Below are 20,060 nucleotides of genomic sequence, written 5' to 3'. Positions count from 1 at the left end.
TGACCTCACATACCAGCCAGTACGGTGTGGCAGTTCGCACCTTCATCGGAAATGACCAGTGCATTTTGCACCACCGCGGGCTAACGTGCGGACATGACCTGGCAGCACCCTTCCGAACGTACATGCGATTTGCTTCGGCAGGGTGCGGAGATCGCACTCAGCAGTCTGCAGGAGTGGCTCGACGAGATCGACGAGGCGACCTTGGCGGCGGTGACCATGCGAGCCATCGCGCAGGACCCCGCCCTGCGCGCCGCCACACGGCGGATCAACCGCGCCCACCTGACGTTCTGGGCGTCGGAGACCGTGCGCGACCCCGGCGCGCCGGTACCCGCGTACACCGGCCCGGACAGTCTCAGCCACGCCCGCGACCTGGTACGCCGGGGGCTCGACGAATCGGCCCTCGACTCCTACCGCGTCGGACAGAACGCGGCCTGGCGACGCTGGATGCAGACCGCCTTCACCCTGACCTCCGACCCCGACGAACTGCGCGATCTGCTCGATGCCTCGGCGCGCTCCGTCTCGGGCTTCCTCGACGCCACGATCGTCGACATCGCCGCACGTATGGCCGCCGAGCGCGAAGAGCTGACCCACGGCACCCACGCCGAACGTCGCGAGATCGTCACCCTGCTCGTCGAGGGCGCGCCCATCAGCCGGCAACGGGCGGAAGCACGCCTGGGCTACGCCCTCGACCGGACACACACCGCCGCCGTCGTATGGAGCGAGGAACCGAGCCCCGAACCGGGCCATCTCGAGCGGGCGACCGAGGCTCTGGCACAGACGGCCGGAGTGCAGCAACCGCTCACCGTGATCGTCGGCGCGGCCACTCTGTGGGTGTGGCTGCCCGGACCCGCCGCACCGGACACCGACCTGCTGAGCCGGCTCCTCGACCCGTTGCCGGGCATCCGGATCGCCGTGGGCCCGCCCGCCGGGGGCAGGGAGGGCTTCCGGCGCAGCCACCTCGCCGCGCTGACCACCCAGCGCATGCTCGCCAGGCTCCGTTCGCCGCGTCGTGTCGCCGGTTTCGACGACGTCCAGCTCAGCAGCCTGATCAGCCAGGACGTCGAACAGGCCGACGACTTCGTCAAGACCACCCTCGGCGACCTCGCCACGGCGAGCCCGGAACTGAGGCACGCCGTCCTCACGTACATCCAGGCCCAGTGCAACACGACCCGCGCCGCGGGCCGGCTCTACACCCACCGCAACACCCTGCTCCGGCAGCTCGACCGAGCCGACCAACTGCTCCCGAAGCCACTCGAGGACAACACCGTCAAGGTCGCCGTCGCCCTCGATCTGCTCCAGTGGCGTGGCAGCGACTGAGGAATCACGGTGGGCGCCGGCGTGCGTCTGCATCGTCACTACGCGCACTGCACGGCGTACTGCGTTCTCAGTAGCCGGGATTGTCGGCAGCCGCAGGACGACGCGACAGGGCCCTGTCCGAGAGCCTGAAGACGTCCCCGAGAGCGGGACGACAAGACCTCTCCCATGGCTGTCTCCCTTTGGCCACCGGGCTGTTGGGCCTTCCGGCGTGCGCGCCCTCATCCGTCACCGAGGCAGCAGGACATGTTGATGACGAATCACCTACGGACCGTGCTGATCGGCGTCTTCCTCGCCTGCGCCACCCTGGTCGCCGCGGTCGGCATCAGCCGTCACACCTCGGGCACCGACCCGGCCGGCGTCGCGACGCCACGGGGACCGTACGTGGCGCTCGGCGACTCCTACACCGCCGGGCCACGGATCCCCGACCGGACCGGAGCCCCCGCCGGGTGTGATCGCTCCGACCACGACTACCCGGCGCTGGTCGCCGAGCGGCTGGGGCTGCGGGCGGCCGACTTCCGCGACGTGAGCTGCAGCGGAGCCGCCGTCGCCGACCTGACGACGCCACAGTCCACCGACGACGGCACCAACCCGGCCCAGCTGTCGGCGCTGTCCGCCGGGACGCGGCTGGTCACCCTCGGCATCGGCGGCAACGACATCGGCTTCGCCTCGCTGGTCACCACGTGCGTCAAGGCGGGCGTGTTCTACGACATGACCGGCCGCGGCAAGTACACCGGGGACGACGCGCCGTGCCGGGGGAAGTACGTCTCCGGCGACACCGACGACGTACAGCGGAAGATCGACACGGCGGGTGAGCGGCTGTCCGAAGCACTGGCCGAGGTGAAGCGCCGTGCCCCGAAGGCCCGTGTGTACGTCGTGGGATACCCGGCGATCCTGCCGGCCCATGGCTCCGGATGCGCCGACGACCTGACCCTCGCACCCGGTGACGCGACCTACCTCCACGACAAGGAACAGCAGCTCAACGCCGTGCTGCGTCAGCGGGCGCAGGACGCCGGGGCCAAATACGTCGACACGTACAAGCCCTCCGTCGGCCGTGACGCCTGCTCGGGCAGGGACACCCGCTGGATCGAGCCGCCGCTGCCCAGCCTTCCCGCCGCCCCGATGCATCCCAACGAGCGTGGCGCGCGCGGCATGGCCGACGCGGTGCTGCGCGCGGTCGGCGCCCCACGGTGAGCGGGCCGCGGAACAGGGCGTCGGAACAGGGCCGTCAAGCGATGACGCTCACCGGTATCCGGCAGCTCCTCGTCGGCGGGGCTCGCCCCGGCTCGACGGTCAGGACAGACATGGGGCATGGGCGCCTTACGCGGTGGCCCGCGCACGCGGGGAGGCGGTGCGCGGGTGCGCCCAGGTTCTGTCCGTCCCCGATTGCTTTCGACCCTTCCTTGCGCCTTCTTCGCGCCGAAACCCCCGACCTTCACGCGACCTTGAAGGCTGTGCGCACCGCGCGGCTCCCGCACGGCTGCGCTCAGTGACCCTGCGAGTACCTACCGCCCGGCCGTGTCGAGGGCGGCGCCCGTCTGGTCGGCGAGGGTGACCGCCACCAGGCGGGCCTGGGGCGGCGGTACGGGGCCCGGGCCGGGGGTGAGCATGAAGCGGCCCAGGTAGTGGCCGTTGCCGTAGGTGCGCAGTTCGATCTCGCCGTCCGGCCATCCGCAGGCGTCGACGTCCCGGCGCCGGTGGCCGACCGAGACGTTTCCGTCCTGCTCGAGCCGGGGCGGCTGCCCCAGCAGGGTGCCGTACTCGTAGCGGCAGCCGCGCAGGCCGAGCAGCTCGGTGAGCTGGCCGCGGACGTGGTCGACCACGGTGTCGGAGGACTTGGCGGACTGGGCGAGCTCGGCGGTCTCGTGGACGCGGGCGAGATAGTCCGCGTCCGTCACCGTGATGACCTCCAGGCGGCGGGCCCGGGCCGCGAGCTGGGACACGATCACGCCGACGACGAGCAGCAGCACCGCCGTCTCGATGTCGGCGGAGGTATTGATGTCGAACGTCTCGTACGGGCGGGTGAGGAAGAAGTCGAACCAGGCCGCCGAGAACAGCGCCGCGAGCGCCCCCGCCGTACGGCTGCCGAGGGCGGCGACCGCGACCACCACCACGACCAGGATCAGCGCCGCGTTCGTACGCGACAGATCCGTGCGGAAGGGCACCAGGACGAGCGCCACCAGGAAGGGGCCCACCAGGCCCGCCACCAGGGCGAGCCGGTCCCGGAGCGAATAGCCGGTCATCACACCGTCACCTCCTGCGGTTGCCACGGCGACCTCGGGCCCGAGCCCTCGTACGCCGCTTCCACGACTCGAAACCCCACCACCACGTCCGCGCCGCGTGCCGCCCGGCGGCGCGCCTCGTCGAGCATGTGGTAGGTCTTGCCCACCCCCGGGGCCGCTCCCAGACAGACCTTCAACCGCCCGGGCCGTACGTCACCCACGGCGGTCCGCACATCACGCATCTCGGTCGGTCCGTCGTTCATCGCAGCCGACGCACTCCGCTCACTGAAGATCAACTCTCCGACGGGAAGGGGTACTTCCCCCCTTCCCCCCTCCACGGAAGCCCTTCCGCGAGTCGTCCGGCACAGCCCTTGACGCATCCTTGGCGCCGGCCATGTGGACGTTGACACCGCCTTGACGTGCCCTGGTCCGACCGGGTGAAGGGCGCCCCGCCGGGGGTGCGGTTCCGGGTCGACCATGTCTGTGCGGGGTTCCGGTACCGCACCGCGCGTTCAATGAGCCGTTCAGGAAGTGGGCCGCGACCCGGGCCCCACGACGGCACGCTCCCCTCCCCTTCGATACTGTCGGATAGCCAGTCCGGAGCGATCACAGACGGAGACTGCCGACGTGCACGTGAACCGATACGTACGGGTGGGAGGGGCCTACGGGCACCTGCTGCTCGTCGTCGTTCTCGCGCTGGGCGTGTTCGTCATGCACACAGTGGGACACCCCGACCAGCCGTCCGGCGACAGTATGCGGCCCGCGTCCCAGGTCTCGATGATGGCCACGGTGGTGGCCGCCCACGACCCCATGGGGGCTCCGGCAGCACCGGAGCGGGGCAGCGCCGCGCACTCCACACACACGTCCTCCAAGGACAGGCCGGCCATGGCGATGGACATGGTCTCGCTGTGCGTGGCGGTGATGTTCGGTGCGTGGGTACTCACCGCACTGCTGAGGAGGGCCCTCGCCCGCCGCCCGGACTGGCTGGCGAAGCTCCTCGCCGAGGCGCCCGTCATGCTGCGGCCCAATCCCCCACCCCGAGGCCCTGATCTCACCGAGTTGTCGGTCCTGCGGCTGTAGGCCGAACCGCCCTCGCGGACGCGCACCACGCGCGCTCCCGCGACGACGCGTACGCCCACACAGCCAGAAACCAACACACGAGGTGAGTTCACGATGACTGCCTTCACGCGCGCCTTCCACGGCAAGCGCCTCCACCGCAAGCCCGTCCGCCGTGTCGCGGCCGTCGGCGTCGTAGCCGCCGGGGCCCTGATGCTCTCCGCCTGCGGCGGCGACGGCGACGGCGCGAGCGGCATGAGCGGCATGGACCACGGCGGCAGCAAGAGCTCGGACACAGCGACCGCGACGGCGGCCGCCAAGGCGGGTGACGTCGACGAGGCGGACGTCACGTTCGCGCAGATGATGATCCCCCACCACGAGCAGGCCGTGGCGATGGCCGAACTGGCCGACGGCCGCGCTTCCAACGCGGAGATCAAGGACCTGGCCGCGAAGATCGAGAAGGCTCAGGACCCCGAGATCAAGACCATGACGGGTTGGCTCAAGTCCTGGGGCAAGCCCACCGCGACGGGGGACACGCCCGGAATGGACATGGGCGACGACGGCATGATGTCCGACAAGGACATGAAGGAACTCAAGGCCATGCAGGGCAAGGAGTTCGACAAAATGTTCGCCCAGATGATGATCGACCACCACAACGGCGCGATCGCCATGGCGAAGACCGAGCAGAAGAGCGGCCAGAACGCCGACGCCAAGAAGATGGCCGACGCCATCGTCACGGGCCAGTCCGCCGAGGTCAAGCAACTCCAGAGCATCCTCGACCGGCTCTGATCCGCGCTACCCGTTGACCGTTCCGGGCTCCCTGGGCCGCCGTGGGGCGCCCGGAGCGGTCACGCCCGGCCTTGGCGCTCACCGCCGTCGAGGCCGGGCACGTCCTGTTCCGCCACACCCTCACCAGCAACCCCCTTGGATGCTCTGCCGAGGCGGACGGCGAAGCGGGCCAGGCCGGTGAGGGTGGTGAGAGCGGTGATCTCCACCAGGACACCGCCAGGACCAGGCCCGCCACCCAGCCGGTCCACCGCCGGTGGGCGAACAGGACCGCACCCAGCCCGAGGCGCGCGGCAACGGCCAGTACGCCGACCGCCGCGACAGCCGTCGTCCTGGCGTCCCGTCGACGCCTTGTGACTCCCCCGCCGGTGCGGAGCCCGCCCCCGCGGTCGTGGAAGCCGCACCACCGGCCGGGCTGCCGGGAACACCCGCCTAGGCCTGACCACCTCACCACTCCAACTCAACTGCTCGCGTTGCGCGGAGAGCCGTCGGCCGGCTCGCTGCATGGCGGCGACGGTGGACAGGACGGCCACGCCGATCGAACCCCACACCTCGTGGAAGGTGCTGACGACGCCCAAGACGAGCCCCGCCTCCTCGTGGGCGACCATGGCCAGCGCCGTGGTGGTGGCGGTGACGAAGACCGCCCCGAGGCCGAGCGAGGCGACGGCGAGGCCCGGCAGCAGGCCGGCGTACACGCCGCCGCCGTCGTGCTGCCGTAGACCGAGCCCAGGAAGAAGAACGCGATCAGCAGCACGGCGGCGATCAGCAACAGGAACGCGCCCGCAACCACGGGACGGCGGGTGAGCATGCGGAGGTCCATCAGGGCGAGGACACCGACGGGCACGTTGATGTAGAAGACCCACTGCCAGCCGGGCCCGTCGGTCAGCGCCCCGCCCAGCAGCACGCCGACGGCCGATCCGGCGCCGCCGACGGCGGCCCAGACACCGAGCGCCTTGTTGCGTTCCGCATACGAGCCCAGTCGAGTGAACCGTACGACTCAGTACATATGAACTCAACCGTTCAGTTCACATATCCGTAGACTCGCCGCATGAGCACGAAGGACGTCAAGCGGCCCCCCGCCGGACCGCGCGCCGAGGCAAAGCGGCTGGCCATCCTCAAAGCGGCCCGCGGGCTCTTTCTGCGTGAGGGCTTCGACGTGAGTGTCGATCTCATCGCCGCCGAGGCGGGCGTGTCCAAGGTGACGGTCTACAACCACTTCGGCAGCAAGGAAGCCTTGTTCGTCGGGGTCGTCAAGGACTCGCTCGACGCCCCGCTCGGCGGCACCCTCGCCGACGCCATCGCCCGCCTCGCCGACTCGGACGACCTGCGTGAGTCGCTCATCGCCGCCACCCGCGCCTGGGTGGCCGGAATCCGCACCAACCCGGAGATCCTCGCGTTCCGGAACGTCGTCGCCCGCGAACTGCACCGCTTCCCCGAACTCGACGAGGGCTGGCACGACGCCGGCCCCGAGCGCCATCACCCCGCCGTCGCGGGAGCACTACGGCAACTGGTCGCGCAGGGCCGGCTCGACGTCCCCGACATCGAGGTGGCCGTGCTCCAGCTCTCCTCCCTGCTGGTCTTCCCGCACCTGGTCTTCAGTGCCTACGGCACCGACATCGACGACGGTCTCGCCGACCGCCTGATCACGGGTGGGGTCGACATGTTCCTGGGCCACTACGCCCCGCGTCACACCGAGCCGTAACCGAGCCGTAAGGGGAACCGCCTTGCCCGATCCCAGCGCGTACGACATCCAGCCCGGCGTCCCGTCGGTGGCGGACTACCGCCGACTCCGCACCCGCGCCGGCCTGAGCGACAAGTCCGCCGAGGGCGCGGCGGTGGGGCTGGCCCACACCTGGTACGGGGTGATGGCCGTCCACAATGGCGATCCGATCGGCATGGGCCGGATCATCGGCGACGGAGGTTGCTTCTTCCAGATCGTCGACATCTGCGTCCTGCCCGAGCACCAGGGCCGTGGACTCGGCCGCCGCATCATGCAGGCCCTGAACGACGAGTTGGAACGCCGCGCACCGGCACTCTCGTACGTCTCCCTCATGGCCGACGGCGACGCCCACCATCTCTACCGGAAGTTCGGGTTCACCGACCGGGCGCCCAAGTCCATCGGGATGGCCCGCTTCATCCGGGCCGACTGACTTCATCCGGGCCGACCGAAGAACGGCCCCGCCGTCCGGTGTCGTCCCTGAACCCTCAGCCGGCGGCCCCGCTCTTCATACGGCAAGGCTCATCGATCATGACGTGCCTCGCCCCGATTCCCTGCTGCGCGCCCACACTCGTTCCGTCACCGTCACCGTCCCGGCCGGGTGCGGAAACGTCCGCTGTCAGGCCGCTACTGGCTGGGGCTCGGCCGTGTCCGGCACGCGACTCGGGGTCTCGCGTCGGAAGACGTCCTTGAGGTACAGCACGGCGGCAGCGCCCAGCACCCACAGCGGGAGGATCACCAGGGCGCGGGTCAGGCCGTCGTCCTGGAATCGGTCGAGCCCCTGCATGGCGCGGACGCCGACCCCGACGGGCAGGATCTCGGACAGCGGGCGCAGCCAGGCGGGGAGGTAGGCGGCGGGCATGATGCCGCCACTGCTGCTGTTGCCGAGGATCAGCAGCAGGATCGAGGCGAGACTGACGCCGGCCGAGCCGAACAGGCGCAGCAGCACCATGGTCGTGGCGCCGACCGCGGCGCCCATCAGCGCGATGACGAGGGCGAGGGGCAGGAAGGGGCCGGGCAGGGCGCCGAAGCCGGTGCTGCCGGCGATGACGGCGACCAGGACGCCGCCGGCCACGCCGAACAGGGCCAGGCTGGCCATCCGCCAGCGGTACTGGAGGCGGGGGGCGAGCTGGTAGGTGGTCATGCCGAAGAGGTATCCGGCCAGTACCAGGCCGAAGGCCGCGTAGAAGACGGACAGTCCCCGGGTGTCTCCCGCTGACGCCGGGGCGACGTCCTCGACGGAGAGGCGGTGGTGTTCCGCGCGGGCCACGGAGCCGAACGCGGTGGTCACGGTGGCGGTGACGGCGGCTCCGTTGGCACTGCCGTAGAGCAGATCCCCGTTGCCGAGGTAGGCCGCGTAGACGGACCGGTCCTGGACCGCGCGCCGGGCGGCGGATTCGTCGGGGTAGGTCTCCAGGGTGAAGCCGTCCGGGACGGCGCGTGCGAGGTCCTGGCGCAGCTGGGCCTGATGGGTGCCGATCTCGGTGGTGCCCACCCGCAGCTCGTGGGGGCGCGGTGCGTGGAAGGCGGCGAGGTAGACGCTGACGAACACGGTGCCGATCAGCAGGACGACCGCCACGGGCACCAGGACGGCGCGCGGCGTCCCGGGGCGCGGCGGCGGATGGGCCACGTCCAGGGCGTGCTTGTGATGCTGTCGGGCGGAGGCGTGCTGGGACATCGGAGGCAGGATCCTCGAAGAATAGGAAGAATGGAAGTCAACTGATAATCTGTTGTACACCACAATCAGCTGCCTTACAAAAGAGGTCCGCCACGTGAAACATCCCGACCGGCGTACGGGCTATGTGGCCTGGCAGATCGGCCAGATCATGGCGTCCCGGATCGAGCGCACCCTGCGTCCCTTCCAGCTGACCCTCGCCCAGAACAGTGCCCTGATCCAGGCCGCCTTCGACCCGGGCGTCTCCAGTGCGACCGCCGCACGCCGGGCGGCGGTCACCCCCCAGTCCATGGGAACCGCCGTCAACGGGCTGGTCGAGCGGGGGCTCCTGGAACGACGGACCGCCCCCGGCGACAGACGCACTCACCGCTTGCACGCCACCGAGGCCGGCCTGCGGCTCGCGGCCGAGGCCGGCGCCGCCGTGGACGCCACCCACGCCGAAGCCCTGGAAGTACTCACACCGACGGAGCAGGAACAGGCCCACTCACTGCTCCTGAAACTCCTGGCGTCACTGAACCCGGCGGCCATGGACGTCGACAGCACACCCTGAGGAGCCACCGGGTGCCCTCCTCGGGCGCAAATCGTCGTCCCACCAGCGGAAGTCGGTTGACGACAGTGGCGCCTGACGTGGGATCAAGAGAAGCCGCCGTCGTCATCTCGGCGTCAGTCCTGTACACGCGCGCCGGACTGGATGCAGCATCGCCCGGTGATCGGCGTCGGCTGCGTCGGTGACGCCCAGGATGTGTGGCGGCAGGCACAGTTGGTCACAGACGTGGCATCGGGATCCGAGGTCAGTGAGGCTGCGCTCTCCGAGTTCGAGGGCGGATGCCTACGTCTTGTCGTAACCGAATAGGCGCTGAGCCCTCCTCGGGACCACGGGCCTGTCCGGCATGATCCGCCGGGCAGGCCCTAAACGACCAACCATGCCCAGCCCGGCAGCTCAGGCATACGGGCCAAGGGCTGCCAGCCATCGCCCCCCGCTGGCAGCTCAGAGTGCGATCGGCCGGTATCTCAGGGCTTCGTCGACGATGTCCTCAGCAGAGGCATCTTGGAGGCCTTCTGGGGGATAAAAGATGACGCCACTGATCCCAGGATGTAGCACATTCGCTTCGAGGAGCAGCAGGTAGTAGTCGCTCTCCGGGGAGGCGGTGAGGACTCTGCGGACGATCTCGACGAGCTCGTCCCGCGTGATGTCCACAACCCGGGGGCGAGCCGGCCGGGCCACCTCCCTGACAAAGTCCTCCACACTTCTACTTCCGCCGTAATGGGCGAAATCGTGGGCTACGTAATCATGGCCGGTCATGTCATTGAAGGCCCGGATCGCTTCGCCTGCCTCCTCGGAACTACTGGTCACCAGGTCGGCAATCCGATCGATCTCGCAGCTCAACTCATCCAGCCGTTGCCGGCTGACGTGCGGGGGCAGCAACTCAGGCCTCAGGTCCACAGACCGAATTATGTCCACCAGCGCCGACACGCCGGAGCAAAGCCACCTGTGTGCTGCCAGTTCTCATCAGAGCGAACCTCATGCGGTTGACCCGCTGCATTGACGTCCCGACCTCACGCCCCTCAAGAGGCAACAGTCGCCTGACCTGTACAGATGGGTACGAGATCTAGATATGGATGGTCACCGGGCCAAAAGACATGGCGCCGCTCCACAGCCGTCGGGGCATCACAGACCTCCACGACAACACCGAGCCCCACCAGTGTAAGGTCTCGAATTTCGTGTCGGAATCACACGGTTGGTGTCAGATGGAAGTCGGATCCGACGTGGCGCACCTCGTTCGCGTGGAAACGCCGACGCTTGGAAGGCCAAGCGGCCGCGCCGGGAACAGCCGGTCCGTCCGGCGCGGTTGCATCGACCGAGGGACCGGCGCCGCACGGGCGGGGAACACGGAGACCACAAGGTCGTCCGCCCCACCAGGATCCGGGCCCCAGGGTCGCGGTACGCCCGCCGCGCACTCGGACCAAGACGTATTTCTGCAGGAGGACTGTTTCATGACTGACCGGCCCTTGACGCTCATGGCAGTACACGCCCACCCCGACGACGAGGCCACCGGAACCGGAGGGGTCCTCGCGCGATACGCGGCGGAAGGCATCCGCACGGTTCTCGTGACCTGTACCGACGGTGGTTGCGGTGACGGACCGGGGGGTGTCAAGCCGGGCGATCCCGGGCACGATCCGGCGGCCGTCGCCCTGATGCGCCGTCAAGAACTTGAGGCGAGCTGTGACGTCCTGAAGGTCAGCGATCTGGAGATGCTGGACTATGCCGACTCCGGGATGACGGGCTGGCCGAGCAACAACGCCCCCGGATCCTTCTGGCAGACCCCCGTGCAGGAAGGCGCGGCCCGACTCGCGGAACTCATGCGGCACTACCGACCCGATGTGGTCGTCACCTACGACGAGAACGGCTTCTACGGCCACCCCGACCACATCCAGGCCCACCGCATCACGATGGCGGCGCTGGAGATGACCACGCTGACACCGAAGGTGTACTGGACCACGATGCCCCGCTCGATGATGCAGCGGTTCGGCGAGATCATGCGCGAGTTTCATGAGGACATGCCGGAGCCGGATCCTGCCGAGGCCGCCGCGATGGCCGAGATCGGCCTCCCCGACGATGAGATCACCACGTGGGTGGACGCCACCGCGTTCAGCGGTCAGAAGTTCGACGCGTTGGCCGCGCACGCCAGTCAGGGCGAGAACATCTTCTTCCTCAAGATGGGCAAGGAGAGGTTCGGCGAGTTGATGGGCATGGAGACCTTCGTACGTGTCCAGGACGCCACCGGCGCGGCCATACCCGAGAAGGATCTCTTCGCCGGACTGCGCTGATCCGCCCGTCCGACCGGCCGGGAACGCGCATCGACCGCACGGCGCGATCGAGCGGGTCACACACCCGGAGGCTTGTCCACGCGAGTTCCGCTCCGGCAGCCCGCGTCCAGGCCCTCGCCGACGGCGTCGACGCGTGCCCGCACTTGAGACCCGACACTGCGCTCGTCCCCGAACCACCTGGCAACCGCACAGGTGGGAGACCTGCGGGCTGCTGACTCGGAAGGTGCGCGGCAGTCCAGGTCGCAACCCCGGCGGTCTGCTCCGATCAAGGCAGACCGCCGAGGCAGCGACACGAAGCTGAGGCTCCGATGTCCGACACGCCGTGAGGCAACGGAAGAAGCAGCAGGTCACGAGGGCGGTCTCCGACACCACTGAAGGATTGTTGTATGTGGGTTCAGCGAGTGATCGAACTGACCGGGTGAGAGCTGCTCGGGATCTCCGCGGATCCCTCCTGGTGTCTTCCGGGTGGAGGCCGCCTGGACGCAGCCGCCCTACGAGTTCATGGGCGAGCATTTCGACGGACGGGAGGTCGCCGCGATCCGTCTCCGCGTCACGGACGCTCCTGTGGTCCGCTGGGAGATGGCCCTCGGCGTCGAGGACGGCATCGAACGGATTCGACCTGGGGACAGGGTCGGGTTCAATTCCGAGACCAACATGGGGAGTTTCGCCGATGCCGCCGCGTGGCCGTCGCTGACTGACCCCTTCCGCAGGTTCTGGCAGGAATCCCCCGGTGCCCCGAGGAAGGGCCGTGACGCTGTTTGATGGCTGGTTCGAGCGGGCGAGCGACGATACTCACGAAGCGGATCTCGTGACGTTCCCCGCCGAGGGGACGTCGATGGTCTGGCTGGGGCGAACAGCGACCGGGAGCATCGCCTCCGTCGTGGTGGTCGACGGCTATCACTCCTGCATGGTCACGCTGTCCGCAGATTCTTCCGTCTGAAGGCGCCGATGGCCGACGGCAGGCAGAGAGTCCGCGAAGCCGACGCAAACGAGAAGCACGGCAGGGCCAACGAGAAGCACGGCAGGGCCAATGAGGCTCCTTCCTCGCCCACAAGCCCAAGGCACCGTGTCGAGTCTTCCTCAGGTTGAGCGAGGCAGACGAACACTCGGCGTCCCCCTCAACCTGAGGCACCCGAGGTCAGAGCACTGCCATGCCTCATCTTCAGGGAGGCTGGTCAACCACGATCCTCGTCCTGCGGAGCAACCTCACCGGCGTCGCCCGTGCCGTGCTGCCGACCGGAACCAAGGTCTGACCGGGGGCGACGCCGCCATGACCGAGTAGCGCGGCCGATCACTTCCAGCGCGCCCTATGGCCTAAAGCTAAGCTACCGCTTAGTATCCGTGAGGGCGTATCGCCAAGTCCGTCAGAAGGCACCTGAGATGGCGAGCGTTCGATTACTGCTGTACCCGGTCACCGCCGGTCGGCTGTCGACGAGGAGGACGGCGTGCGAGGCTGCGAAGGAGCGAAAGTCGCGAGCGGATGTCGTCAGTGCGGGCGCGGATGCGGCGCCGGGCTACCCGATGGCTGCCTTCGTCATCGCCGCGGTCCACGGTGCGGTGATCATGCGCCGGGCTGAGCAGAGCACCGTCCCGATCGAGGCGACCTGCTGCTCCCTGACCTGCTGCTCCACGCCCTGCGCGGTCAGCCCTACCCGGGACAGGTGCCTCGGCAGTGACCCCCGCGACAGCCCGCTTCCCGATCTCCCCCTTTCCCAGCCCTCAACCCTTCCAGGAGCGGCACATGCCTACCTTCGACCGTCAGGACAACGTCTTCGTGCTCGATCTCGGAGACGGTGAGAACCGCTTCCACCCCGACTGGATCGCGTCCGTCAACGCCGCCCTGGACGAGGTGGAGAAGACAGACGGACCGCGGGCTCTGGTGACCGCCGCGACGGGCAAGTTCTACTCCAACGGCTTGGACCTGGAGTGGCTGTCCGCCCACGCCGACCAGCACCAGGACTACGTCATCTCCGTTCATGAACTCTTCGCCCGTATGCTGTCGCTGCCCGTGATCACCGTGGCCGCCCTACAGGGGCACACTTTCGCCGCCGGCGCGATGTTCTCCCTCGCGCACGACTTCCGTGTCATGCGCGCCGACCGCGGCTACTGGTGTCTGCCCGAGGTCGACATCAACATCCCCTTCACACCCGGCATGTCCGCCCTCATCCAGTCCCGGCTGGCGCCGCAGACCGCGCACGAGGCCATGCTCACCGCCCGCCGCTACGGCGGCTCGGATGCTGCGACGGTCGGCATCGTCGACCGGGCGGTCGCCGAGGACGCCGTGCGTGCCGAGGCCGTGGAGATGGCCCAGGCACAGCTCAGCAAGGCCGGCGACACCCTCGGCACCATCAAGGCGCGCATGTACGGCTCGGCTCTGGCGACCCTGCGCGACACGGCCAACCCGCTCGGCTGACGTGGCCGACAACCGACGGAGCAGGCGCAGCGTGACCGTCCCAGCGGCCGGGGGGCGGGTGGCCGGACCCCGGCCGGGTGGAGGACAAAGTCCCCGATGCCTTCGCGGAACCGCCGGAGGTGTTCGAGCCCATTGCCGTCAAGTGCCGCTCGGGGTGTGGGCGACGGTGCACGGTTCCGGCTCGGCGATCCGGTCGAGGGCGCGCAGCCGGGCTGCCGGACCGCCTCCAGCTTCCTCAAGGACGTAGGGCGGTTCACGGTCCGCTGTGGCCTGCTGGTCGCCCTATGCCAGCGTGAACGTGAGCGGCGACGGCACGATGGGGTTGCCGTTCGGCATGCGGTGGCCGCCTGCACGAGGGGCACCCGGTGAGACGAACGCTTCGTAAGTCGAAGGGGGTGGGCGTGGCCACGGTGGCTACCTCCCCTCGAGCAGGACCCTGTCGTTCCGGGAGGAAGGCACTTTCCGTGTGCAGATGACTGGATCGCGCCCAAGCTCGTCGCCTCGGCCGATGGGGAAGGAGTGGTCGGCCACGCCGGATCTCGTCGTTGACGGATCTGGCCGATGCCACCGGGCTGACCACGGCGTTCAGCGACGCGCTGCGCCGGCTGCGGCCGCAGCCGTACGGGACACGCTCCAGGGCGAAGCGCTGTGGCCGTGGCAAAGATGCTCGCCGACGGCGGCGAAGCCATCGCCGACTTCCTGAAAAGACTGCTCTGCGACAGGGCGCACCTCGCGCGCCGATGACAGCATCCGCCGGCTGACCGGGTAGGTCCACTTACGTCACGGACAGTAGCGCGCAGTCCGCCTCCGGGAGTAATGCGAACCCTGGGCATGCCGGGCAGTCTGGAGGTGGGAGCGCATCGTGTGTCCGCAAGCGGCATGGCCTACGGCAGCGACGTCACCGCTGACGCCAGGCGAAATGGGAAGAGGCCCCATGAACGAACACCCGCTGATCGAAGACCACGGACTCATCGGTGACCTGCAGACGGCCGCTCTGGTCTCCACCGAGGGAACCATCGACTGGTTCTGCAGCCCTCGATTCGACTCGCCAAGTATCTTCGGAGCGCTGCTCGACGTTGAGAACGGTGGTCACTGGACGATCACTCCCCAGGCGCCGACGTATGCGACAAAGCAGCTGTACTACCCGGACACCTGTGTGCTGCTGACCAGATTCATGACCGAGCAAGGCGTCGGATCGGTCGTGGATTTCATGCCGCCTGCCTCGCCACGCAATCCGACAAGCCACCACCGGTTGGTCCGCATGCTGCGGTGCACACGCGGTGAGGTGTCGTTCGACATCGAGATCGCCCCTCGGTTCGACTACGCGCGACAACCGCATGAGGTCACCTCGCGCAAGGGCGGCTGGCATCTCGGCAGCCGAGATACGGACTTGACCATCCACGTGGTGGACACACTCGACGGCGAACGCCTGGACGACCGGAGGATCCGCGCCGGCGACGTGCACATGACCGTAGGGCTGCGAGCCGGTATGACCCGCGGCCTCGTGCTGGAGACGTTCGCTGACGGCCCGCCACGCATCATTCCGCCGGAGGAATGCGAGCGTCTTCTGGAGGACACCATCGCCTTCTGGCACAACTGGCTGGCGCGTTCGCGCTACACAGGACGGTGGCGGGAGATGGTCAACCGCTCCGCCATGACGCTCAAACTCATGACGTACGCCCCGTCCGGGGCCATGATTGCGGCTCCGACCACCAGCCTGCCGGAACAGGTCGGAGGCGAGCGCAACTGGGACTACCGCTACGCGTGGGTGCGCGATGCCTCATTGTCCCTTCATGCCCTGCTCGGCCTGGGGTTCGCCGAGGAAGCCGTGGCATTCACCGAGTGGCTCGGTGACCGCGTTCAGGAACACGCCGGTTCGGGCGAACACCCTCTGAGGGTCATGTACCGCGTCGACGGCTCCCCCGACCTGGCGGAACAGACCCTGGGGCACTGGGAAGGCTACCGTTCCTCTGCACCGGTGCGGATCGGCAACGGCGCCGCTGACCAGTTGCAGCTCGACATCTACGGATCGGCACTGGAGTGCCTCCATTTCGCCGAGCAACGCGGTCTGCCGACAACCTGCCGCATCTGGCAGGCGCTGATCGACACGGTGGACTGGGTGTGCGAGCACTGGGACCGTCCCGAAGCCGGCATTTGGGAAACGCGCGGCGGCGACAAGGACTTCACCTACGGGCGGCTCATGAGCTGGATCGCGTTGGACCGGGCCATCCGCATGGCCGCCCAGAACGGCCGCCCCGCCGAGCTGGAGCGCTGGACCAACCAGCGCAACGCCATCTACTGGCAGATCATGCAGCGAGGTTGGAGTCCGGAGCGTGCCGCGTTCACGCAGTACCTGGGCAGCGACGTGCTGGACTCCGCGCTACTACGGATGCCCTCCGTCGGGTTCATACCCCCGCAGGATCCGCGGTGGCTCTCGACCTTGGACGCGATCAAGAAAGATCTCGTGTCCGACGGCCTCGTATACCGCTACGACCCCTCTTCGTCTCCGGACGGACTACTCGGTTCTGAAGGCACCTTCTCGGCGTGTACCTTCTGGTACGTCGAAGCCCTCGCCCGCGCCGGCCATCTGCGTGAAGGGCGACTCGTCTTCGAGAAAATGCTCACCTACGCCAATCATCTCGGTCTGTACTCCGAGGAAATCGGGCTGACCGGCGAGCAACTCGGCAACTTCCCCCAAGCATTGACCCATCTCGCCCTCGTCACCGCCGCGCTGAGCCTGGATGCCCATCTCGACGCCGCCACGCCAGGCTTCCCTCCTACCTCACCGCTTCCGGTTCCCTATCGCTACCCGCAACCGACGGCAGCAGGGACCGGAGGTCCACCAGTCACGCTGTCCACCCCATATCCGTCGGACGACATCATCCGCAGGTGAGCGCACCACCCTTTCCACAACAGTCGCTACCTGCGGTAGAAGGCCGTGCCCACCGGTGATGGCCAGCCGATCATGGTGCCGGCACGGCGACAGGGTGCGCCATGATTGATCTTGGTGGGCTCGCCCACCCCGTCGCGCAGTGGACGCCGTTTCGCCCTGGCGGCGAAGCGACTGCCCCTGCCCTGCACCGCAGGAGTCGGACTGACCCGGTGACCAGGCCGCGGCGGGGATCCAGGCGCCGCGTCGCCGCGCCTCGCGGTGACGCGGCGCCATGAGGATCTGCGTATCCGGACCGCGTCGCACCGCCCGTGCACTGGCGTCAATCACCAGGGCCTGCCCGGCTTCGCCCCTCACCCCCGGCAGGGAGACCCCACGGTCGGGCGGACGGCGCCCCTGCGGAATTTCAGGCTGCCGCGTGGCGACGGGGGCGGTGGCGGGAGGCAATGGTGGCGGTGAGAGCCTCGACGGCGTCGATGCTTGCGGTGCTCAGGGCGACGGCGCGGCTGGTCGCGGCGCTGCCGGAGCCGTCGGATGCCGCAGCCAGCAGGCCGGAACGGGCGATGAAGGAGTCGAACACCGACCGCAGTGCCCCCGGGGCCACCGTCTCGGCTCCGGCGGCGGCACGGGCCAGGGCGGCGAGATGTTCGTGCAGCGGATCGGCCAGTTCGGTCAGCTCCGGCACGATGTCCTGCGCAGTACGCGGCAGGTGTTCGCCCAGCAGCGTGGCACATCCGGCGACCGCGGACACCTGGGTCCTGATCTGCTCCAGCTGCGCACTCGACCAGGGGCCGCGGTGCTCGGCCGGCTCGGCGTGCGACTGCTCCACCGAGATCTCGAGGTGCTCCCTGACCTGCCGTGACCGCGCCCGCAGTTCGTCGATGGCTGCCACGTCGGTCGTCCCGACGTCGGCGTAGCCGGTCAGCAGCTCGGGGAGCAGCCGGGCCTGCACCCGCAGCCATTCCGCGAGCAGGCCCGGCAGCCGCCGGCTGGACCAGGTCGGCCACACCAGGAAGATGAGTACGGCGAGCGCGGCGCCGACCACCGTATCGGCGGCGCGCGCCCACGCAGTGGGCCCGGGCAGCCCGCCGACGTGGTGGACCAGGAAGACGATCCAGGTCGTCAGCCACAGGTTGAGCATCAGCTGCCCGGTCCGCAGGGTCACGAACGACGCCGCGGCCAGCACCACCGACGCGACCGCGAGGCCGGTGGGCGACCAGTGTGGCAGGGACAACACCCAGGCGAAGAAGCCGCCCAGCACGGCGCCGGCCGCCCGTCCCCAGCCGCGGGCGACAGTGTGCCCGTACCCGGGGAAGAGCACCAGCATGGTGGTCAGGGCCACCCAGAAGCCGTGCGCGGAGATGCCCAGCCCGCCCCACCCGCCGATCGACCGGCCGATGACCTCGGCGAGCACCACGCCCACCGCGAGCCGCACCGCATGGCGGAAGATCGGCGACTGGGGACGCAGCTGCGCCCGGATCCGCCGGGCGGTGCGTGCCACGGAGGGGGTGCCCGCGTACAGGCCCGGCACCTCGGTGTGGGGTTCCAGTACATCGCCGAGGCGGTCCTCGGTCGAGCGCTGGGCCAGTTGTTCGGCCAGCCGCAGCCGCGCGGCCAGGTCGCACGGGCCGTGCACGGGCGAGGCGGCCGCCCACGCCTCCAAGAGGGTCCAGACCTCCTCGGGGGTGCGGTGCTCGCGGCCGGAGGCCACCGTTCGGGAGATGTTGCCCAGCACGTGCGCGGCGCCGTCCCGTGCCTCCTGGTTCCCTGCCGCTGCCGCCACGGATACCGTCACTCGTACGGTCTGCAGTGCTCTGCCGATGCGCTCGGCCTCTCCCAGCAGACCGAACATGGCAGCCGCCGCCGGTCGGCTGAACTGCGGCAGCAGGTCCAGGGCCTGCCGGGCCGCCGTGAACGGAGCGGACCGGTCCAAGGCGGCGGAGTCGGCCGCGACCGAGGCCTCGGCGAGCGCCTGGTACAGGGCCGCGAGGGCACGGCGCTGCGCGGCGAACCGCGGACCGTACGGCGGGAGAAGCTGCGCCACAACGGTGAGTCCGGTCCCGACCGCGATCCATCCGGCCATCACCAGTCCGCCGTGTACGTCGGGAGCGAGATCAGCCGTGATCATCAGCCCGATGACCGCGAGGCAACCCCGGATGCCGGGCGCGACGCCCAAGGTCCACCACAGCCCGGCGGCGAACGCCGCGACCGCGAGCAACAGCAGGAACAGCCAGGTGGTGCCGTGCACCGCGGCCCCCAGCACCGCCATTCCGCTGAAGGCCGCGGACATCCCGAGCGCGTTCACCGCAGGGTGGCGCAGCGGGCTCAGCAACGTACCGATGCCGCAGATGAACGCGCCGACGCTGGTCATGGCCCCGGCGACCGGGTCGTCCAGCAGCCGGCCGAGGACCGTGGCGAGCAGCACGGCCAGTACGGCCCGTGCGATCGCCGAGGGAGCGGCGAATGCCCTCTGGATGAGTAGCCCGTCCCGGCCTGTCGTGATCAGCGACGACCACCAGCGCATGTCCGGGCCTCCTTAGCGGCACGGCGCGGGAGCAGCGCTTTCATCCTCTGCCAGTCCCGGCGTGGCTGCCACTCGCTGCGCTGGGACGGCGCCGCCTCCCGGGGGAGGTCGCCGCCGTCCTGGGACTCTGTGGTGCCTGCCGGTCAGGGCGGGCGGGCATCTCCGGCGTCGGCCTGGGCGAGCAGGGTGGTGAACACCCGCTCCCAAGTGCCGTTGATCGCCCAGTTTCGCAGCCGGGTCCCCTCGTCGCGCACATCGCGGTTGGGCGTTCATGCACCAGCCGATCGTTCGCTCCTCCAGCGGCGGGCAGGACGACGAAGCCCTTCGAGGCGGCCGCGTGGTGTCCGGGGCGGGGTAGTGAGCGAAATGACACACTCGGTGTACAGCTTGGTGGTCAGCTGAAGGCCGCAGCCGCCGAGCAACAACCCGCAGCAGAACGTGTCGTGCTCGTGACGGCGGCGGAAGGCGTCCAGCTCGATAGCCTCCAGCGGCAGCATCAACGGCTCCTCCGATTCCGCTCCGCCCAGGCCCGCCGCAATGCAAGAGCCCGGGTGGCCTCCGATGCGCGGCGACGCTGGACACGGGCCGCCTCGACCGGGGTCGGCGCATCGTCCGGCGCGGGCTCGGGGTGTGA

General features: G+C 69.2%; 18 protein-coding genes and 2 pseudogenes. 13 read left to right on the top strand and 7 right to left on the bottom strand.

The window, feature by feature from the left end; all coding sequences use genetic code 11:
* Nucleotides 1-93: 93 nt before the first annotated feature.
* The gene (locus ACZ7M3_RS03140; protein ID WP_472060236.1) at nt 94-1,317 is read left to right on the top strand and encodes a PucR family transcriptional regulator; all 1,224 of its coding nucleotides are present in this window, start codon (nt 94-96) and stop codon (nt 1,315-1,317) included.
* A gap of 249 nt (nt 1,318-1,566) precedes the next feature.
* A complete protein-coding gene (locus tag ACZ7M3_RS03135; protein WP_472060234.1) occupies nt 1,567-2,508 on the top strand; it encodes an SGNH/GDSL hydrolase family protein in 942 nt (313 codons plus the stop codon).
* A gap of 311 nt (nt 2,509-2,819) precedes the next feature.
* On the opposite strand, the gene ACZ7M3_RS03130 is transcribed toward ACZ7M3_RS03135, so the two are convergent.
* Together ACZ7M3_RS03130 and ACZ7M3_RS03125 are read right to left on the bottom strand one after the other, a co-directional pair.
* Entirely contained in the window at nt 2,820-3,557 is a 738-nt protein-coding gene (locus tag ACZ7M3_RS03130; protein WP_472060232.1) for a DUF4118 domain-containing protein, read from the bottom strand.
* Nucleotides 3,558-3,628: 71 nt separating this feature from the next.
* Nucleotides 3,629-3,757 (bottom strand): annotated as a pseudogene (locus ACZ7M3_RS03125) (sensor histidine kinase KdpD); the annotation flags it as partial.
* A gap of 406 nt (nt 3,758-4,163) precedes the next feature.
* Here ACZ7M3_RS03125 and ACZ7M3_RS03120 point away from each other — a divergent pair.
* Nucleotides 4,164-4,616, top strand: coding sequence for a DUF6153 family protein (locus ACZ7M3_RS03120; protein ID WP_472060230.1), 453 nt, complete (start codon nt 4,164-4,166; stop codon nt 4,614-4,616).
* A gap of 93 nt (nt 4,617-4,709) precedes the next feature.
* The gene (locus ACZ7M3_RS03115) at nt 4,710-5,381 is read left to right on the top strand and encodes a DUF305 domain-containing protein (RefSeq protein ID WP_472060228.1); all 672 of its coding nucleotides are present in this window, start codon (nt 4,710-4,712) and stop codon (nt 5,379-5,381) included.
* A gap of 59 nt (nt 5,382-5,440) precedes the next feature.
* Here the strand turns inward: ACZ7M3_RS03115 and ACZ7M3_RS03110 are convergent, their stop codons facing one another.
* Nucleotides 5,441-6,073, bottom strand: a complete 633-nt coding sequence (locus ACZ7M3_RS03110; protein WP_472060226.1) for a hypothetical protein — start codon at nt 6,071-6,073, stop codon at nt 5,441-5,443.
* Nucleotides 6,074-6,426: 353 nt separating this feature from the next.
* Here ACZ7M3_RS03110 and ACZ7M3_RS03105 point away from each other — a divergent pair, with 353 nt between their 5' ends.
* Together ACZ7M3_RS03105 and ACZ7M3_RS03100 are read left to right on the top strand one after the other, a co-directional pair.
* A complete protein-coding gene (locus ACZ7M3_RS03105) occupies nt 6,427-7,080 on the top strand; it encodes a TetR/AcrR family transcriptional regulator (RefSeq protein WP_472060224.1) in 654 nt (217 codons plus the stop codon).
* Nucleotides 7,081-7,102: 22 nt separating this feature from the next.
* Nucleotides 7,103-7,528: a GNAT family N-acetyltransferase gene (locus tag ACZ7M3_RS03100; protein ID WP_452968656.1), complete on the top strand. Its 426-nt coding sequence runs from the start codon at nt 7,103-7,105 to the stop codon at nt 7,526-7,528.
* Between the two features lie 186 nt (nt 7,529-7,714).
* Here the strand turns inward: ACZ7M3_RS03100 and ACZ7M3_RS03095 are convergent, their stop codons facing one another.
* Nucleotides 7,715-8,773, bottom strand: coding sequence for an ABC transporter permease (locus ACZ7M3_RS03095; RefSeq protein ID WP_472060222.1), 1,059 nt, complete (start codon nt 8,771-8,773; stop codon nt 7,715-7,717).
* Nucleotides 8,774-8,867: 94 nt separating this feature from the next.
* Here ACZ7M3_RS03095 and ACZ7M3_RS03090 point away from each other — a divergent pair, with 94 nt between their 5' ends.
* Nucleotides 8,868-9,320, top strand: a complete 453-nt coding sequence (locus ACZ7M3_RS03090; protein WP_472060220.1) for a MarR family winged helix-turn-helix transcriptional regulator — start codon at nt 8,868-8,870, stop codon at nt 9,318-9,320.
* A gap of 438 nt (nt 9,321-9,758) precedes the next feature.
* Here the strand turns inward: ACZ7M3_RS03090 and ACZ7M3_RS03085 are convergent, their stop codons facing one another.
* Nucleotides 9,759-10,244: a hypothetical protein gene (locus ACZ7M3_RS03085; protein WP_472060218.1), complete on the bottom strand. Its 486-nt coding sequence runs from the start codon at nt 10,242-10,244 to the stop codon at nt 9,759-9,761.
* 521 nt (nt 10,245-10,765) lie between these two features.
* On the opposite strand from ACZ7M3_RS03085, the gene ACZ7M3_RS03080 reads away from it, so the two are divergent.
* The 6 genes and pseudogenes from ACZ7M3_RS03080 to ACZ7M3_RS03055 all read left to right on the top strand — a co-directional run bounded on the left by ACZ7M3_RS03080 (nt 10,766) and on the right by ACZ7M3_RS03055 (nt 16,905).
* On the top strand, nt 10,766-11,599 hold the full coding sequence (locus tag ACZ7M3_RS03080) for a PIG-L family deacetylase (RefSeq protein WP_472060216.1): 834 nt from the start codon (nt 10,766-10,768) through the stop codon (nt 11,597-11,599).
* Nucleotides 11,600-12,043: 444 nt separating this feature from the next.
* Nucleotides 12,044-12,361: a DUF4241 domain-containing protein gene (locus ACZ7M3_RS03075; protein ID WP_472061011.1), complete on the top strand. Its 318-nt coding sequence runs from the start codon at nt 12,044-12,046 to the stop codon at nt 12,359-12,361.
* Complete coding sequence (locus ACZ7M3_RS03070) at nt 12,348-12,539, top strand: hypothetical protein (RefSeq protein ID WP_472060214.1); 192 nt, start codon at nt 12,348-12,350, stop codon at nt 12,537-12,539. Before ACZ7M3_RS03075 ends, ACZ7M3_RS03070 begins: the two co-directional genes overlap by 14 nt.
* 801 nt (nt 12,540-13,340) lie before the next feature.
* On the top strand, nt 13,341-14,012 hold the full coding sequence (locus ACZ7M3_RS03065; protein WP_472060212.1) for an enoyl-CoA hydratase-related protein: 672 nt from the start codon (nt 13,341-13,343) through the stop codon (nt 14,010-14,012).
* 472 nt (nt 14,013-14,484) lie between these two features.
* Nucleotides 14,485-14,708: pseudogene (locus ACZ7M3_RS03060) on the top strand (IS1380 family transposase); the annotation flags it as partial.
* A 238-nt stretch (nt 14,709-14,946) separates the two neighbouring features.
* Nucleotides 14,947-16,905 (top strand): glycoside hydrolase family 15 protein, encoded by a 1,959-nt coding sequence (locus ACZ7M3_RS03055; protein ID WP_472060210.1) that lies wholly within the window; start codon nt 14,947-14,949, stop codon nt 16,903-16,905.
* A 403-nt stretch (nt 16,906-17,308) separates the two neighbouring features.
* On the opposite strand, the gene ACZ7M3_RS03050 is transcribed toward ACZ7M3_RS03055, so the two are convergent.
* Both ACZ7M3_RS03050 and ACZ7M3_RS03045 read right to left on the bottom strand, forming a co-directional pair.
* The gene (locus tag ACZ7M3_RS03050) at nt 17,309-19,426 is read right to left on the bottom strand and encodes an FUSC family protein (protein WP_472060208.1); all 2,118 of its coding nucleotides are present in this window, start codon (nt 19,424-19,426) and stop codon (nt 17,309-17,311) included.
* 269 nt (nt 19,427-19,695) lie between these two features.
* Nucleotides 19,696-19,923, bottom strand: coding sequence for a hypothetical protein (locus ACZ7M3_RS03045; protein WP_472060206.1), 228 nt, complete (start codon nt 19,921-19,923; stop codon nt 19,696-19,698).
* Between the last annotated feature and the right edge of the window lie 137 nt (nt 19,924-20,060).

It is taken from the genome of Streptomyces sp. NPDC111656, from assembly GCF_055656965.1.
The sequence above is the reverse complement of the archived record's forward strand: the minus strand, read 5'-3'. Positions and strand labels throughout refer to the sequence as shown.

Bases quoted from the DNA above. Each gene is read 5' to 3' on its own strand.
- ACZ7M3_RS03140 (WP_472060236.1), top strand. From the start codon at position 94: ATGACCTGGCAGCACCCTTCCGAACGTACATGCGATTTGCTTCGGCAG.
- ACZ7M3_RS03135 (WP_472060234.1), top strand. From the start codon at position 1,567: ATGACGAATCACCTACGGACCGTGCTGATCGGCGTCTTCCTCGCCTGC.
- ACZ7M3_RS03130 (WP_472060232.1), bottom strand. From the start codon at position 3,557: ATGACCGGCTATTCGCTCCGGGACCGGCTCGCCCTGGTGGCGGGCCTG.
- ACZ7M3_RS03115 (WP_472060228.1), top strand. From the start codon at position 4,710: ATGACTGCCTTCACGCGCGCCTTCCACGGCAAGCGCCTCCACCGCAAG.
- ACZ7M3_RS03105 (WP_472060224.1), top strand. From the start codon at position 6,427: ATGAGCACGAAGGACGTCAAGCGGCCCCCCGCCGGACCGCGCGCCGAG.
- ACZ7M3_RS03095 (WP_472060222.1), bottom strand. From the start codon at position 8,773: ATGTCCCAGCACGCCTCCGCCCGACAGCATCACAAGCACGCCCTGGAC.
- ACZ7M3_RS03080 (WP_472060216.1), top strand. From the start codon at position 10,766: ATGACTGACCGGCCCTTGACGCTCATGGCAGTACACGCCCACCCCGAC.
- ACZ7M3_RS03065 (WP_472060212.1), top strand. From the start codon at position 13,341: ATGCCTACCTTCGACCGTCAGGACAACGTCTTCGTGCTCGATCTCGGA.
- ACZ7M3_RS03055 (WP_472060210.1), top strand. From the start codon at position 14,947: ATGAACGAACACCCGCTGATCGAAGACCACGGACTCATCGGTGACCTG.
- ACZ7M3_RS03050 (WP_472060208.1), bottom strand. From the start codon at position 19,426: ATGCGCTGGTGGTCGTCGCTGATCACGACAGGCCGGGACGGGCTACTC.
- ACZ7M3_RS03045 (WP_472060206.1), bottom strand. From the start codon at position 19,923: ATGCTGCCGCTGGAGGCTATCGAGCTGGACGCCTTCCGCCGCCGTCAC.